Source organism: Pseudomonas sp. NBB, assembly GCF_032701105.1.
Classification (GTDB): domain Bacteria; phylum Pseudomonadota; class Gammaproteobacteria; order Pseudomonadales; family Pseudomonadaceae; genus Aquipseudomonas; species Aquipseudomonas asiatica.
In genome coordinates, this window is sequence record NZ_CP103994.1 from 1539417 (window position 1) to 1555268 (window position 15852).

Sequence of the window (15852 nt, forward strand, 5' to 3'; positions counted from 1 at the left end):
CCCCTGTGGGAGCGGCCTTGCGTCGCGAAAGGGCCGCAAAGCGGCCCCAGACAATCAAGGCAGATGCAGAAATTGCCGGGGCTGCTTTGCAGCCCTTTCGCGACGCAAGGCCGCTCCCACAGTGCCAGTTCAGGCCATATGCAAATCACCCCCTTTCCTGCCATAAAAAACCCAACCGCCGGGATGGCAAATGGCCTACGCTGTGCTTTGTCTGGGTTGATTTGCGCCTTATCTGCTCTGTGACAGGGACTCCATGAAGGGACATCGCACTCTAGAAGCGCCAAAGTTGCTCGGCATCACCTGGCCCTTCATCGCCGTTGTGGTCTTCCAGGTAGCCTTGGGCAGCCTGAGCCTTTATACGCTCTCGGCCGTGCGTGCCTACGTCGCGGGCGAAAGCCTGTGGTCCAAGGCGCAGAAAGACGCCATCTACTACCTCAACCTGTACGCCGAAACCCGCGACGACAGCACCTATCAGCGCTATCGCCAGGCCATCACCGTGCCCCAGGGCGACCACCAACTGCGCGAAGTGATGGACCAGCCCAGCCCCGACCTGGATGCCGCACGCCAGGCCGTGCTGCAAGGCGGCAACCACCCCGACGATGTCGAGCGGATCATCTGGTTCTACCGTAACTTTCGCAACGTAAGCTACATGCAGACGGCCATCGACTACTGGGACATCGGCGACGACTACCTGGGCAAGCTGGATATGCTGGCCGTGGAAATGCGCAGCAGCTTCGCCGCTGGCTCGGTCGACGCCCGCACGGTCAGCGACTGGAAGGCGCGCATCGTCACCATCAACGAAGGGGTAACCCCGGCCGCCAAGGCGTTCAGCGATGCCTTGGGCGAAGGCTCGCGCATGCTGCTGCGGGTGCTGCTGATCACCAACCTGCTGACCGCGATGTTCCTGATTGCCATTGCCTGGCGCCGCTCCAGCAAGCTGCTGGCCCAGCGCCAGGCCTTTGCCAGCGCCCTGCAAGAAGAAAAGGAGCGGGCGCAGATTACCCTGCAGGCCATTGGCGATGCGGTGATTACCACCGATGTGGAGGGCAGTATCGGCTACATGAACCCGGCCGCCGAACAACTGACCCACTGGCAGGCCGGCCAAGCCCAGGGCCTGCCGTTGTCGGCGCTGTTCAGCCTGGTGGACGAGCAGGCCGAGGAAGACGGCCGCAGCCTGGTCGAGCAGGTGCTCAGTGGCAGCCTCAAGGGCGGCGCCGAGCATGCCCGGCTGATCCAGCGCCTGGACGGCAGCACTGTGTCGGTCAACCTGGTCGGCTCGCCGATCGTCAATGACGGCCAGGTCAGCGGTATCGTGCTGGTGCTGCACGACATGACCCAGGAGCGCCAGTACATCGCCAACCTGTCCTGGCAGGCGACCCATGACGCCCTGACCGGCCTGGCCAACCGCCGCGAGTTCGAATACCGCCTGGAGCAGGCGCTCAATGACCTGGCGCGCCAGGCCGGGCGGCATTCGCTGATGTTCCTGGACCTCGACCAGTTCAAGCTGGTCAACGATACCTGCGGGCATGCCGCCGGCGACGAGCTGCTGCGGCACATCTGCGCCGTGCTGCAGTCCGGCCTGCGCGAGGGCGATACCCTGGCCCGGCTGGGTGGTGACGAATTCGGCGTGCTGCTGGAAAACTGCCCGCCCGACCAGGCCGAGCGCATTGCCGAGCAGCTGCGCCAGCTGGTGCAGAGCCTGCATTTCGTGTGGAAAGGGCGGCCGTTCGTCACCACCGTCAGTGTCGGCCTCGTGCACATGGCCCAGTCCCCCGGCACCCTCGAAACCTCGCTGCGCGCCGCCGACATGGCTTGCTACATGGCCAAGGAAAAGGGCCGCAACCGCGTGCAGGTGTACCATGCCGACGACAGCGAGCTGTCCATGCGCTTTGGTGAAATGGCCTGGATCCAGCGCTTGCACGTGGCCCTGGAAGAAAACCGCTTCTGCCTGTACGCCCAGGAAATCGCCCCGCTGAAAACATTCGAAGGCCCCGGCCATATCGAGATCCTGCTGCGCCTGCACGACGAAAGCGGGCGTACCATCCTGCCCAGCAGCTTCATCCCGGCGGCCGAGCGCTACGGCCTGATGACCGCGCTGGACCGCTGGGTGGTGCGCAATGTGTTCCTGGTCATCCGTCAGTGCCTGGACGAAGGGCGCGAGGGGCCGCTTTCGATCTGCGCGATCAACCTGTCGGGGTCGAGTATCGGTGACGACAAGTTCCTCGAATACTTGCAACGCCTGTTCGTCGAATACGCTATTCCGCCACGGATGATCTGTTTCGAAATCACCGAAACCAGCGCCATAGCCAACCTTGGCAGTGCCATCCGCTTCATCAACGAGTTGAAGGGGTTGGGTTGTCGCTTCTCGCTCGACGATTTCTGCGCCGGCATGTCGTCGTTCGCCTATCTCAAGCATTTGCCCGTGGATTACCTGAAGATCGACGGAAGTTTCGTCAAGGACATGCTCGACGACCCGGTCAATCGGGCCATGGTCGAGGTCATCAACCACATTGGTCACGTAATGGGCAAGCGCACCATTGCCGAATTCGTCGAAACACCCTTGATCGAGCAGGCCTTGCAGGAAATTGGCGTGGATTATGCCCAGGGCTACCTCATCGAACGCCCCCAGGTGTTCACCTGTGACAGTCTGCAGCGCCAACGGATCGCCGCCCGGCCTCTGTTGCAGCGGGCACCTGGCACGTTTCGCTAGCTAGAAATCACAAGGATCAAGGAGCTGAAAGTGATTGACGCATTCGTTCGTATCGGGCCTTTGATGGATCCCGCCAGCTACCCCCAATGGGCCCAGCAACTGATTGAAGACTGCCGCGAGAGCAAGCGCCGGGTAGTCGAGCATGAGTTCTACGCGCGCCTGCGCGATGGCCAGTTGAAGCAATCGACCATTCGCCAGTACCTGATCGGTGGCTGGCCGGTGGTGGAGCAGTTTTCGCTGTACATGGCCCACAACCTGACCAAGACCCGCTATGGTCGGCACCAGGGCGAAGACATGGCGCGGCGCTGGCTGATGCGCAACATCCGTGTCGAGCTCAACCACGCCGACTATTGGGTGAACTGGTGCCAGGCGCATGGCGTGCACCTGCACGAGCTGCAGGCCCAGGAAGTGCCGCCTGAACTGAACGGCCTGAACGACTGGTGCTGGCGCGTGTGCGCCACCGAGAACCTGGCCATTTCCATGGCGGCGACCAACTACGCCATCGAAGGTGCGACCGGTGAATGGTCGGCGGTGGTGTGCTCCACCGACACCTATGCGCTGGGCTTCCCGGAGGACCAGCGCAAGCGGGCGATGAAGTGGCTGAAGATGCATGCCCAGTATGACGACGCGCACCCGTGGGAGGCGCTGGAGATCATCTGCACCCTGGCGGGCGAGAACCCGACCCTGGGGCTGCGCAATGAACTGCGCAAGGCGATTTGCAAGAGCTACGACTGCATGTACCTGTTCCTGGAACGGTGCATGCAGCTGGAAGGGCGCCAGCAGGGGCGCATGCGCCCGGTGTTGGCAGCGGGCTGATCGCTCTTCTGTCCCGGCCTCTTCGCGGGTAAACCCGCTCCCACAAGTATTGCGCTGCCCTCATGGGCGGTGAATAACCCTGTGGGAGCGGGTTCACCCGCGAAAGGGCCAGTACCGGCAAAAGCCTTACTGGGCGTTGAACGCCTGCCCATTCACCCCTTTGCTGTCCGGCCCCATCAGGTACAGGTACACCGGCATGATCTCTTCCGGCAGCGGGTTGTTCTGCGGGTTTTCGCTAGGGTAGGCCTGTGCCCGCATCGCCGTGCGCGTGGCGCCCGGGTTGATGCTGTTGGAGCGCACCGGTGCCACGCCTTCCAGTTCATCGGCCAGGGTTTGCATCAGGCCCTCGGTGGCGAACTTGGACACGCCATAGGCGCCCCAGTAGGCCCGGCCCTTGCGCCCGACACTGCTGCTGGTGAACACCACCGAAGCGTCTTCCGACAGCTTCAGCAGCGGCAGCAGGGTGCTGGTGAGCATGAAGGTGGCATTGACGTTGATGTGCATCACGCGCATGAAGTTGTCACCCGACAGCTGCTCCAGCGGCGTACGCGGGCCGATGATCGAAGCGTTGTTCAGCAGGCCGTCGAGGCGGCCGAACTGGTCTTCGATCATCACCGCCAGTTCGTCGTACTGGTGGGGCAGGGCGGTTTCCAGGTTGAACGGGATCACCACGGGTTGCGGGTGCCCGGCGGCTTCGATCTGGTCGTAGACCTCGTTGAGATTGGACTCGGTCTTGCCCAGCAGCAGCACAGTAGCGCCCAGCGCAGCGTAGGCCTTGGCGGCAGCGGCGCCGATGCCGCGGCCGGCACCGGTAACCAGGATGACCCGGCCTTGCAGCAGGTCGGGGCGGGCGGTGTAGTCGAACATGGTAGGTCCTTCGAGTTCGTTGGCGCGGCACCGTCCCCTGTGGGAGCGGGTTTACCCGCGAATGCGTACTATCAGACGCCGGTGTCGCCTGGGCTGGCGCATTCGCGGGTGAACCCGCTCCCACAGGGGCTGTGCTGCGGTCTAGACGGGGTTCAGCAGCCGCACAGCGCGCTGTCGATCACCTTGCGCAGTTCCAGCGGGTGGTCCACCACCACATCGGCGCCCCAGTTGTTGGGGTTGTCCTCTGGATGAATATAGCCGTAGCGCACTGCCGCCGTGCGAGTACCGGCGTCGCGGCCAGACTCGATGTCGCGCAGGTCGTCGCCGACGAACAATACGCTGGCCGGGTCCAGGCCGAGGGTCTTGCAGGCGAGGATCAGCGGCTCGGGGTCGGGCTTGCTGTTCTTGACGTGGTCCGGGCAGATCAGCAGCGCCGAACGCTCGGCCAGGCCCAGTTGCTGCATGATCGGCTCGGCGAAGCGCACCGGCTTGTTGGTGACCACACCCCACAGCAGGTTGCCTTTCTCGATGTCGGCCAGCAGCTCGGCCATGCCGTCGAACAGCTTGCTGTGCACCGCGCAGTCGCGCTGGTAGCGCTCGAGGAACTCCAGGCGCAGGGCTTCGAAGCCCTCGGCCTCCGGGCTGATGGCGAAGGTCGCGGCGACCATCGCGCGGGCACCGCCGGAGATCACGTCGCGGATCACCTTGTCATCGACGGCCGGCAGGCCGCGCTCGGCGAGCATGGCCTGGCAGATGGCGATGAAGTCCGGCGCCGTGTCGAGCAAGGTGCCGTCCATGTCGAAGAGTACTGCTCGCAAACTCATGTTTATTCCTCGCGCAGGGTCTGGACCATGTAGTTGACGTCGACGTCGCTGCTGAGCTTGTAGTGCTTGGTCAGTGGGTTGTAGGTCAGGCCGATGATGTCTTTCACCTGAAGGCCGGCAACGCGGCTCCAGGCGCCCAGCTCGGACGGGCGGATGAACTTCTTGAAGTCGTGGGTGCCGCGCGGCAGCATCTTCAGGATGTACTCGGCGCCGACGATGGCCAGCAGGTAGGCCTTGGGGTTGCGGTTGATGGTGGAGAAGAACACCTGGCCGCCAGGCTTGACCATGCGGTAGCAGGCGCGGATGACCGAAGACGGGTCGGGCACGTGCTCGAGCATTTCCAGGCAGGTGACCACGTCGAACTGTTCGGGCATTTCCTCGGCCAGGGCTTCGGCGGTGATCTGCCGGTATTCCACCTGCACACCCGACTCCAGCTGGTGCAGCTGGGCCACGGCCAGTGGCGCCTCGCCCATGTCGATGCCGGTGACCGTGGCGCCGCGCAGGGCCATCGCCTCGCTGAGGATGCCGCCGCCGCAACCCACGTCCAGCACCTTCTTGCCGGCGAGGCTGACGCGCTCGTCGATCCAGTTGACGCGCAGCGGGTTGATTTCGTGCAGCGGCTTGAACTCGCTTTCGCGGTCCCACCAGCGGTGGGCCAGCGCTTCGAACTTGGCGATTTCGGCGCGGTCGACGTTGCTCATTAGAACAGTCCTCTGAAACTTCGCAAAATTGCGCCGGAGTATACCCGAGCGCTCGGCCCCGAGGGTCGCTATAATCGCCGGCTTTTGATATCCGAACGACGGGGAGAGGCGATGCGCGAGCGACTTTTGGCGGCGGAGAAGGTGACCGGGATCCGCTGGCAGGGCGGCGTCCTGCACCTGCTCGACCAGCGCCTGCTGCCGTCGGAAGAGCGCTGGCTGGCCTGCGACAATGTCGCGCAGGTTGCAGCGGCGATCCGCGACATGGCCGTGCGCGGCGCCTCGGCCATCGGCATTGCCGCGGCCTATGGCCTGGTGCTGGCCCTTGAGGAGCGGCTGGCCGAGGGCGGCGACTGGGAAATGGACCTGGAGGAAGACTTCCTTGTCCTGGCTGAAGCGCGCCCTACCGCCGCCAACCTGTTCTGGGCGCTGAACCGCATGCGTGAGCGCCTGCAGCGCCTGCGTCCGGACGAAGACGTGCTGGCGGCACTGGAGGCCGAAGCGGTGGCCATCCACGAGAGCGATCGCGAGGCCAACCTGACCATGGCCCAGTACGGTATCGAGCTGATTCGTCGCCACCAGGGCAACGCCCAGATCCTGCTCACCTATGGCAACGCCGGTGCTTTGGCCTGTGGTGGTTTCGGTACCGCACTGGGGGTGATCCGTGCCGGTTACCTGGAGGGCATGGTCGAGCGTGTATACGCTGGCGAGACCCGCCCCTGGTTGCATGGCTCGCGCCTGACCGCCTGGGAACTGGCCAACGAAGGCATCCCGGTGACCCTGTGCGCCGACTCGGCGCTGGCCCACCTGATGAAAAGCAAGGGCATCACCTGGGTGGTGGTGGGCGCGGACTGCATCGCCGCCAACGGCGATGTGGCCAGCAAGATCGGCACCTATCAGCTGGCGGTCAGCGCCATGCATCATGGCGTACGGTTCATGGTGGTGGCGCCGAGTACCAGCATCGACCTGAACCTGGCCACGGGCGAGGACATCCCGCTGGAAGAGCGCGCTGCCGACGAGTTGCTGGACATTGGCGGCACCCGCGTGGCGCCGGATGTCGAGGTGTTCAACCCGGTATTCGACGTGACCCCGGCCGACCTGATCGACGTGATCGTGACCGAGCGCGGCATCGTCGAGCGGCCGGATGCCGCCAAGCTGGCGCAATTGATCTGCCGCAAGCGGCTGCACTGATATTCGTGGCGCCTGTGCCGGCCTCTTCGCGGGTAAACCCGCTCCCACAGGGATAGCACAAGGCCTGAGGATGGTGGTGTACCTGTGGGAGCGGGTTTACCCGCGAAGAGGCCGGCACAGGCTATAAAAAATCCAGATTCAACCTCGTGTGAGGCCACCTGCCACATCTCCCCACCGCCCCTGCCTTTGTGATAACATCCGGCAGTTTCCAAGACCGCCCACCACGGCGGCCTTCATTGCGCAGATCCATGGCACAACTCATTGATTTGTCGTAAGTCGTCGCACCCTTATGCGCTGCGGCGGCGAGCTTCGTTCGGCCCTTGATGGAGCTGCGAAGTTTCACCAGAAAAAGGAATCAGGCTTCTCATGGGCGAACTGGCCAAAGAAATCCTCCCGGTCAATATCGAAGACGAACTGAGACAGTCTTACCTCGACTACGCGATGAGCGTGATTGTCGGGCGAGCGCTGCCCGATGCGCGTGACGGCTTGAAGCCCGTGCATCGTCGCGTTCTCTATGCGATGAGCGAACTGGGCAACGACTGGAACAAGCCGTACAAGAAATCCGCCCGTGTGGTCGGTGACGTGATCGGTAAGTACCACCCGCACGGCGACACCGCGGTCTACGACACCATCGTGCGTATGGCCCAGCCGTTCTCGCTGCGCTACCTGCTGGTCGACGGCCAGGGCAACTTCGGTTCGGTGGACGGCGACAACGCCGCAGCCATGCGATACACCGAAGTGCGCATGGCCAAGCTGGCCCACGAGCTGCTGGCCGACCTGCACAAGGAGACCGTCGACTGGGTGCCCAACTACGACGGCACCGAGCAGATCCCGGCGGTCATGCCGACCCGTATTCCCAACCTGCTGGTCAACGGTTCCAGCGGTATCGCCGTGGGCATGGCGACCAACATCCCGCCGCACAACCTCGGCGAGGTCATCGATGGCTGCCTGGCACTCATCGACAACCCCGAAGTCACCATCGATGAGCTGATGCAGCACATCCCTGGCCCGGACTTCCCGACTGCCGGCCTGATCAACGGCCGCCAGGGCATCATCGAGGCCTATCGCACCGGCCGTGGCCGCATCTACATGCGCGCCCGTTCCGAGATCGAAGACATCGACAAGGTCGGTGGTCGCCAGCAGATCGTGGTTACCGAGCTGCCGTACCAGCTGAACAAGGCTCGTCTGATCGAAAAGATCGCCGAGCTGGTCAAAGAGAAGAAGATCGAAGGCATCACCGAGCTGCGCGACGAGTCCGACAAGGACGGCATGCGCATCGTCATCGAGCTGCGTCGCGGCGAGGTGCCGGAAGTGGTGCTCAACAACCTCTACCAGCAAACCCAGCTGCAGAGCGTATTCGGTATCAACGTGGTGGCCCTGGTCGACGGCCGTCCGCGTCTGCTCAACCTCAAGGATCTGCTCGAAGCGTTCGTGCGTCACCGCCGTGAAGTGGTAACCCGCCGTACCGTGTTCGAGCTGCGCAAGGCCCGCGAACGCGGCCATATCCTCGAAGGCCAGGCGGTCGCGCTGTCCAACATCGACCCGGTCATCGCCCTGATCAAGGCCTCGCCGACCCCGTCCGAGGCCAAGGAAGCCCTGATCTCCACTGCCTGGGAATCCAGTGCCGTGCAGGTCATGGTCGAGCGCGCCGGCGCCGATTCCTGCCGCCCCGAGGACCTGCCGGAGCAGTACGGCCTGCGTGAAGGCAAGTACTACCTGTCGCCGGAACAGGCCCAGGCCATTCTCGACCTGCGCCTGCACCGCCTGACCGGCCTGGAGCACGAGAAGCTGCTGGCCGAGTACCAGGAAATCCTCGAGCAGATCGGCGAACTGATCCGCATCCTCAGCAGCGCCGAGCGCCTGATGGAAGTGATCCGCGAAGAGCTGGAAGCCATCCGCGCCGAATATGGCGATGCCCGCCGTACCGAAATCCTCGATGCGCGCCACGACCTCAACTACGGCGACATGATCCCGGAAGAAGAGCGCGTGGTGACCATCTCCCACGGCGGCTACGCCAAGACCCAGCCGCTGTCCGCCTACCAGGCCCAGCGCCGTGGCGGCAAAGGCAAGTCGGCTACTGGGGTGAAGGACGAGGACTACGTCGAGCACCTGCTGGTTGCCAACAGCCATGCCACCTTGCTGTTGTTCTCCAGCAAGGGCAAGGTGTACTGGCTGAAGACCTACGATATCCCTGAAGCGTCCCGCGCCGCCCGCGGCCGCCCGCTGGTCAACCTGTTGCCGCTGGAGGAAGGTGAGCGCATCACCGCCATGCTGCAGATCGACCTCGAGGCCCTGCAGCAGAACGCTGACGCCGACGAAGAGCTGGAGGACGCGGAAGACACCGTGCTCGAAGGCGAAGTGGTCGAGGCCGAGGAAGTGGACGAGGAAGACGGCGACACCCCTGAATGGGTGGCCGAGCCGACCGGCGCCTACATCTTCATGGCCACCGCTTCGGGTACTGTGAAGAAGACCCCGCTGGTGCAGTTCGCCCGTCCGCGCTCCAACGGCCTGATCGCCCTGAAGCTCAAGGAAGGCGACACCCTGATCGCTGCGGCCATCACCGACGGCGCCAAGGAAGTCATGATGTTCTCCGACGCCGGCAAGGTGATCCGCTTCGCTGAAAGCGTGGTGCGCGAGATGGGCCGTAACGCCCGTGGCGTGCGCGGCATGAAGCTGGGCAAGGGCCAGCAGATCATCTCCATGCTGATCCCGGAATCTGGCGCGCAGATCCTCACCGCCTCCGAGCGTGGCTTCGGCAAGCGCACTCCGCTGTCCAAGTTCCCGCGTCGCGGCCGTGGTGGCCAGGGTGTGATCGCCATGGGCACCAAGGGGCGCAACGGTCTGCTGATCGGTGCCATCCAGGTGCAGGAAGGCGAGGAGATCATGCTGATCTCCGACCAGGGCACGCTGGTGCGTACCCGCGTTGGCGAGGTGTCCAGCCTGGGTCGTAACACTCAGGGTGTGACCTTGATCAAGCTGGCTACCGACGAGACGCTGGTGGGCCTGGAGCGTATCCAGGAGCCTTCCGAGGACGAACTCGATGATGTGATCGAGGCGGACGAAGAGGGCGTCGAGGCTGAAGCGCCAGACAACGAAGAAGCTGCTGGTGCCGAAGAGGCCCCGCAGGAGTAAGCAAGCGTAAAACCCGAACGGGGCGACCAAGGTCGCCCCGTTTGACTGATCAGGCCAGGTATCACTTGCTTTTTGTGGGAGCGGCCTTGTGTCGCGAAAGGGGCGCGAAGCGGCCCCAGGATTTCAGCGACACTGCAAAATTGCTGGGGCTGCTGCGCAGCCCTTTCGCGACACAAGGCCGCTCCCACAGGGGCCGTGTGTGGCATGCAACAATGAATTTGTACCATTTGGCAGAGCGAGAGTGGATGTGAGCAAACGAGCCTTTAACTTCTGCGCAGGCCCTGCCGCGCTTCCTGATGCTGTTCTGCAGCGCGCCCAGGCCGAGATGATGGATTGGCGTGGCAAGGGCTTGTCGGTGATGGAAATGAGCCATCGTAGCGACGATTACGTGGCCATCGCCGAAAAGGCCGAGCAGGACTTGCGTGACCTGCTGTCCGTCCCCTCCAACTACAAGGTGCTGTTCCTGCAGGGCGGCGCCAGCCAGCAGTTCGCCGAAATCCCGCTGAACCTGCTGCCGGAAAACGGCACCGCCGACTACATCGAGACCGGCATCTGGTCGAAAAAGGCCATCGAGGAAGGGCGCCGCTTCGGCAACGTCAACGTCGCCGCCAGCGCCAAGCCCTACGACTACCTGGCCATCCCGGGCCAGAACGAGTGGAAGCTGACCAAGAACGCTGCCTACGTGCACTATGCGTCCAACGAGACCATTGGTGGCCTGCAGTTCGACTGGGTGCCGGAAACCGGTGAAGTGCCACTGGTGGTCGACATGTCGTCCGACATCCTCTCGCGCCCGATCGACGTGTCGCAGTACGGCCTGATCTACGCCGGCGCGCAGAAGAACATCGGCCCGAGCGGCCTGGTAGTGGTGATCGTGCGCGAAGACCTGCTGGGCCGCGCCCGCAGCAGCTGCCCGACCATGCTCGACTACAAGGTATCGGCCGACAACGGCTCGATGTACAACACCCCGGCCACCTACTCCTGGTACCTCTCGGGCCTGGTGTTCGAGTGGCTGAAAGAGCAGGGTGGCGTCGATGCCATGGAACAGCGCAACCGCGCCAAGAAAGACCGCCTGTATGGCTTCATCGACAGCAGCGAGTTCTACACCAACCCGATCAGCCACAATGCCCGTTCGTGGATGAACGTGCCGTTCCGCCTGGCTGACGAGCGCCTGGACAAGGCCTTCCTCGCCGGCGCCGATGCCCGTGGCCTGCTCAACCTCAAGGGCCACCGTTCGGTAGGCGGCATGCGCGCCTCCATCTACAACGCCCTGGGCCTTGAAGCAGTCGAAGCCCTGGTGGCCTACATGGCCGAATTCGAGAAGGAGCACGGCTGATGTCCGAGCACGAACTGAAGGCGTTGCGCGTTCGCATCGACAGCCTCGACGAGAAGATCCTCGAGCTGATCAGCGAGCGCGCCCGGTGCGCCCAGGAAGTGGCCAAGGTCAAGACCGCCTCGCTGGCGGAAGGCGAAAAGCCGGTGTTCTACCGCCCCGAGCGTGAAGCCGCCGTGCTCAAGCGCGTGATGGAGCGCAACAAGGGTCCGCTGGACAACGAAGAGATGGCGCGGCTGTTCCGCGAAATCATGTCGTCGTGCCTGGCCCTGGAAGAGCCGCTGAAAATCGCCTACCTCGGCCCTGAAGGCACCTTCACCCAGGCTGCAGCCATGAAGCACTTCGGCCACGCGGTGATCAGCCGGCCTATGGCGGCCATCGACGAAGTGTTCCGCGAAGTGGCGGCCGGTGCCGTCAACTTCGGCGTGGTGCCGGTGGAAAACTCCACCGAAGGCGCGGTCAGCCACACCCTGGACAGCTTCCTCGAACACGACATGGTGATTTGCGGTGAGGTCGAGCTGCGCATCCACCACCACCTGCTGGTGGGCGAGAACACCAAGACCGACAGCATCACCCGCATCTACTCTCACGCCCAGTCGCTGGCCCAGTGCCGCAAGTGGCTGGACGCGCACTACCCAAACGTGGAGCGCGTGGCCGTGTCTAGCAATGCCGAGGCCGCCAAGCGGGTCAAGGGCGAGTGGAATTCGGCGGCGATCGCCGGCGACATGGCGGCCAACCTGTACGGGTTGACTCGCCTGGCCGAGAAGATCGAAGACCGCCCGGACAACTCCACGCGCTTCCTGATGATCGGTAACCAGGAAGTGCCGCCGACCGGCGACGACAAGACCTCGATCATCGTTTCGATGAGCAACAAGCCGGGTGCCTTGCACGAGCTGTTGGTACCGTTCCACCAGAACGGCATCGACCTGACTCGCATCGAGACCCGCCCGTCGCGCAGCGGCAAGTGGACCTACGTGTTCTTCATCGACTTCGTCGGCCACCACCGCGACCCGCTGATCAAGGCGGTGCTCGAGCAGATCAGCCAGGAGGCTGTGGCGCTGAAGGTGCTGGGGTCGTATCCGAAGGCGGTGCTTTGATTCAAGGCCTTTGGGGCTGCTTTGCAGCCCTTCGCGGGCACGCCCGCTCCCACAGTGACAGCGTGATGTCGAACTCTGTGGGAGCGGGCGTGCCCGCGAAGGGCCGCACAGCGGCCCCAATGGGCCCCGCAGGCTGTCTAGATTTCTGAACAGGGTTCGCACCAGTGGTAAAAGCAGTAACAACCAAACCCGCGCCAATCATCAACCGCCTGGTCGTGGTCGGCCTCGGCCTGATCGGTGGCTCGTTCGCCAAGGGCCTGCGTGAAAGCGGCCTGTGCCGCGAAGTGGTCGGTGTCGACCTGGACGCCCCCTCGCGCAAGCAGGCCGTGGCCCTGGGCGTGGTCGATCGCTGCGAAGAAGACCTTGCCGCCGCCTGTGTCGGTGCCGATGTCATCCAGTTGGCCGTGCCGATCCTGGCCATGGAAAAAGTCCTGGCCCGCCTGGCCAAGCTCGACCTTGGCGCTGCCGTCATCACCGACGTCGGCAGCGCCAAGGGCAACGTCGTGCGTGAGGCGCGGGTGGTCTTTGGGGAGCGCTTGCCGCGCTTCGTCCCCGGCCACCCCATCGCCGGCTCCGAGCAGAGCGGGGTAGAGGCCTCCAATGCTGCCCTGTTCCGCCGACACAAGGTCATCCTCACGCCGCTGGCCGAAACCGACCCGGCCGCCCTGGCCCTGGTCGACCGCCTGTGGCGTGCGCTGGACGCCGATGTGGAGCACATGTCGGTCGAACGCCACGACGAAGTGCTTGCCGCCACCAGTCATCTGCCGCATCTGCTGGCCTTCGGCCTGGTCGATTCGCTGGCCAAGCGCAATGAAAACCTCGAGATCTTCCGGTACGCTGCGGGAGGCTTCCGCGATTTCACGAGAATCGCCGGCAGCGACCCGACCATGTGGCACGACATCTTTCTCGCCAACCGCGACGCTGTCCTGCGCACGCTTGATACATATCGCAGCGATCTCGACGCCTTGCGCGACGCGATCGCTGAAGGGGACGGGCACCAGCTGCTGGGTGTATTCACCCGCGCACGCGTTGCCCGCGAGCATTTCAGTAAAATCCTGGCCCGCCGGGCCTATGTGGACGCTATGAACGCCAACGATCTGATTTTCCTGGCCCAACCGGGTGGCCGCCTGTCCGGGCGAATCCGCGTACCGGGCGACAAGTCGATTTCCCACCGCTCGATCATGCTCGGCTCGCTGGCCGAAGGCACCACCGAGGTCGAAGGCTTCCTCGAAGGTGAGGACGCGCTGGCGACCCTGCAGGCATTCCGTGACATGGGTGTGGTCATCGAAGGCCCGAACCACGGTCGCGTGACCATTCACGGTGTCGGCCTGCACGGCCTCAAGCCACCACCCGGGCCGCTATATGTGGGCAATTCGGGTACCTCGATGCGCCTGCTGTCGGGCCTGCTGGCCGGCCAGCCGTTCGACGTGACCATGACCGGCGACGCTTCGCTGTCCAAGCGCCCGATGAACCGCGTGGCCAACCCGCTGCGCGAAATGGGTGCCGTGGTCGAGACTGGCCCTGAAGGCCGCCCGCCGCTGACCATCCGCGGTGGCCACAAGCTCAAGGCGCTGACCTACACGCTGCCGATGGCCAGTGCCCAGGTCAAATCCTGCCTGCTGCTGGCCGGCCTGTACGCCGAAGGCAAGACCACCGTCACCGAGCCTGCACCAACCCGTGACCACACCGAGCGCATGCTGCGCGGCTTTGGCTACAGCGTCGAAAGCAACGGCCCGGTGGCCTCACTGCAGTCCGGCGGCAAGCTCACTGCTACCCGTATCGAAGTGCCGGCAGACATCTCCTCGGCGGCGTTCTTCCTGGTGGCAGCGTCCATCGCCGAAGGTTCCGAGCTGGTGCTGGAGCACGTTGGCATCAACCCGACCCGTACCGGCGTGATCGACATCCTGCGCCTGATGGGTGGCGACATCACTCTGGAAAACCAGCGTGAAGTCGGCGGCGAACCGGTGGCCGACCTGCGTGTGCGCGGCGCCAAGCTGAAGGGTATCGACATTCCTGAAGAGCTGGTGCCACTGGCCATCGACGAGTTCCCGGTGCTGTTCGTCGCCGCTGCCTGCGCAGAAGGGCGTACCGTGCTGCGTGGTGCCGAAGAGCTGCGGGTGAAGGAATCCGACCGTATCCAGGTCATGGCCGACGGCCTGATCACCCTTGGCATCAAGTGCGAGCCGACCCCGGACGGCATCATCATTGATGGCGGCCAGTTGGGCGGCGGCGAAGTGCATGGCCACGGTGACCACCGTATCGCCATGGCCTTCAGTGTTGCCTCGCTGCGCGCCAGCGCGCCGATCCGCATCCACGATTGCGCCAACGTCGCAACCTCGTTCCCCAACTTCCTGGCGCTGTGCGCCGAAGTGGGCATCCGCGTGGCGGAAGAGGGCAAGTCGTGAGTGCCCTGACTCCGGTTATCACCATCGATGGGCCAAGCGGTTCGGGCAAGGGTACGGTCGCCGGGCTGCTGGCCCGCGAGCTGGGCTGGAAGTTGCTGGACTCTGGCGCGCTGTACCGTCTGCTGGCGTTCAACGCCAGCAACCATGGCGTCGATCTGACCAACGAAGAGCTGCTGACCAAGCTTGCCGCCCATCTGGATGTGCAGTTCATCGCCGCCGAGCCCGGTAAGCTGCAACAGATCATCCTCGAGGGCGAGGACGTCAGCAACGTCATCCGCACCGAGACCGTCGGTGCCGGTGCCTCGATGGTTGCTTCGCTGCCGGCCGTGCGGGATGCACTGCTGGTGCGCCAGCGCGAATTCCGCGAGGCGCCGGGCCTGATAGCCGACGGCCGCGACATGGGCACCGTGGTGTTCCCGGATGCGCCGTTGAAAGTCTTCCTCACCGCCAGCGCGGAGGAGCGAGCGCGTCGCCGCTACCTGCAGTTGAAGGGCAAGGGTGAAGATGTTAGTCTGTCGAGTCTGCTGGATGAGATTCGTGCGCGCGATGAGCGCGACACCCAACGTGCAGTGGCCCCGCTGAAGCCAGCGGCCGATGCCATTCAGTTGGACTCTACCGAGTTGTCCATCGAGCAGGTGTTGCAACGTATCAGGAGCGAGATCGCACTGCGCGACCTTCTCTGATAGCCAGGAAAGCAGGCAGGGGCACCAGTCAACGTCCTGCCGGCTTTCCTTTACTTAAAACAAACCCACATTGTCTGGAATGTGGCTATGGGCGTCTGT

At 64.0% G+C, this 15852-nt stretch carries 11 protein-coding genes; 8 read left to right on the forward strand and 3 right to left on the reverse strand.

Annotation, left to right across the window (positions count from 1 at the left end):
* The first annotated feature begins 253 nt into the window (after window positions 1-253).
* Together NY023_RS07240 and NY023_RS07245 are read left to right on the forward strand one after the other, a co-directional pair.
* Window positions 254-2710: an EAL domain-containing protein gene (locus NY023_RS07240; protein ID WP_044046904.1), complete on the forward strand. Its 2457-nt coding sequence runs from the start codon at window positions 254-256 to the stop codon at window positions 2708-2710.
* Between the two features lie 30 nt (window positions 2711-2740).
* Window positions 2741-3526 (forward strand): TenA family transcriptional regulator, encoded by a 786-nt coding sequence (locus NY023_RS07245; RefSeq protein WP_015269299.1) that lies wholly within the window; start codon window positions 2741-2743, stop codon window positions 3524-3526.
* Between the two features lie 126 nt (window positions 3527-3652).
* On the opposite strand, the gene NY023_RS07250 is transcribed toward NY023_RS07245, so the two are convergent.
* The 3 genes from NY023_RS07250 to ubiG all read right to left on the reverse strand — a co-directional run bounded on the left by NY023_RS07250 (window position 3653) and on the right by ubiG (window position 5918).
* Window positions 3653-4393, reverse strand: a complete 741-nt coding sequence (locus tag NY023_RS07250) for a YciK family oxidoreductase (protein ID WP_013971448.1) — start codon at window positions 4391-4393, stop codon at window positions 3653-3655.
* A gap of 152 nt (window positions 4394-4545) precedes the next feature.
* On the reverse strand, window positions 4546-5217 hold the full coding sequence (gene mupP / locus NY023_RS07255) for an N-acetylmuramic acid 6-phosphate phosphatase MupP (RefSeq protein ID WP_024086445.1): 672 nt from the start codon (window positions 5215-5217) through the stop codon (window positions 4546-4548).
* 2 nt (window positions 5218-5219) lie between these two features.
* Window positions 5220-5918 carry a bifunctional 2-polyprenyl-6-hydroxyphenol methylase/3-demethylubiquinol 3-O-methyltransferase UbiG gene (ubiG, locus tag NY023_RS07260; RefSeq protein WP_003260863.1) on the reverse strand — a complete coding sequence of 233 codons (699 nt, stop codon included), beginning with the start codon at window positions 5916-5918 and terminating at the stop codon, window positions 5220-5222.
* Window positions 5919-6029: 111 nt separating this feature from the next.
* On the opposite strand from ubiG, the gene mtnA reads away from it, so the two are divergent.
* From mtnA to cmk, 6 genes are all read left to right on the forward strand, one after another.
* Window positions 6030-7106 carry an S-methyl-5-thioribose-1-phosphate isomerase gene (gene mtnA / locus NY023_RS07265; RefSeq protein ID WP_013971450.1) on the forward strand — a complete coding sequence of 359 codons (1077 nt, stop codon included), beginning with the start codon at window positions 6030-6032 and terminating at the stop codon, window positions 7104-7106.
* Window positions 7107-7472: 366 nt separating this feature from the next.
* A complete protein-coding gene (gene gyrA, locus NY023_RS07270) occupies window positions 7473-10238 on the forward strand; it encodes a DNA gyrase subunit A (protein WP_013971451.1) in 2766 nt (921 codons plus the stop codon).
* Between the two features lie 247 nt (window positions 10239-10485).
* Complete coding sequence (serC, locus tag NY023_RS07275; RefSeq protein WP_044046905.1) at window positions 10486-11571, forward strand: 3-phosphoserine/phosphohydroxythreonine transaminase; 1086 nt, start codon at window positions 10486-10488, stop codon at window positions 11569-11571.
* Window positions 11571-12665 (forward strand): prephenate dehydratase, encoded by a 1095-nt coding sequence (gene pheA, locus NY023_RS07280; protein WP_013971453.1) that lies wholly within the window; start codon window positions 11571-11573, stop codon window positions 12663-12665. Before serC ends, pheA begins: the two co-directional genes overlap by 1 nt.
* Window positions 12666-12862: 197 nt before the next feature.
* Window positions 12863-15070: a bifunctional prephenate dehydrogenase/3-phosphoshikimate 1-carboxyvinyltransferase gene (locus tag NY023_RS07285; RefSeq protein ID WP_041506488.1), complete on the forward strand. Its 2208-nt coding sequence runs from the start codon at window positions 12863-12865 to the stop codon at window positions 15068-15070.
* On the forward strand, window positions 15067-15753 hold the full coding sequence (cmk, locus tag NY023_RS07290; protein WP_013971455.1) for a (d)CMP kinase: 687 nt from the start codon (window positions 15067-15069) through the stop codon (window positions 15751-15753). The genes NY023_RS07285 and cmk overlap by 4 nt, the downstream gene beginning before the upstream one ends.
* The last annotated feature ends 99 nt before the right edge of the window (window positions 15754-15852 follow it).

What these genes read in the sequence shown, in the direction of transcription:
- NY023_RS07240 (WP_044046904.1), top strand. Translation starts at nt 254, where the DNA reads ATGAAGGGACATCGCACTCTAGAAGCGCCAAAGTTGCTCGGCATCACC.
- NY023_RS07250 (WP_013971448.1), bottom strand. Translation starts at nt 4,393, where the DNA reads ATGTTCGACTACACCGCCCGCCCCGACCTGCTGCAAGGCCGGGTCATC.
- mupP (WP_024086445.1), bottom strand. Translation starts at nt 5,217, where the DNA reads ATGAGTTTGCGAGCAGTACTCTTCGACATGGACGGCACCTTGCTCGAC.
- ubiG (WP_003260863.1), bottom strand. Translation starts at nt 5,918, where the DNA reads ATGAGCAACGTCGACCGCGCCGAAATCGCCAAGTTCGAAGCGCTGGCC.
- mtnA (WP_013971450.1), top strand. Translation starts at nt 6,030, where the DNA reads ATGCGCGAGCGACTTTTGGCGGCGGAGAAGGTGACCGGGATCCGCTGG.
- gyrA (WP_013971451.1), top strand. Translation starts at nt 7,473, where the DNA reads ATGGGCGAACTGGCCAAAGAAATCCTCCCGGTCAATATCGAAGACGAA.
- pheA (WP_013971453.1), top strand. Translation starts at nt 11,571, where the DNA reads ATGTCCGAGCACGAACTGAAGGCGTTGCGCGTTCGCATCGACAGCCTC.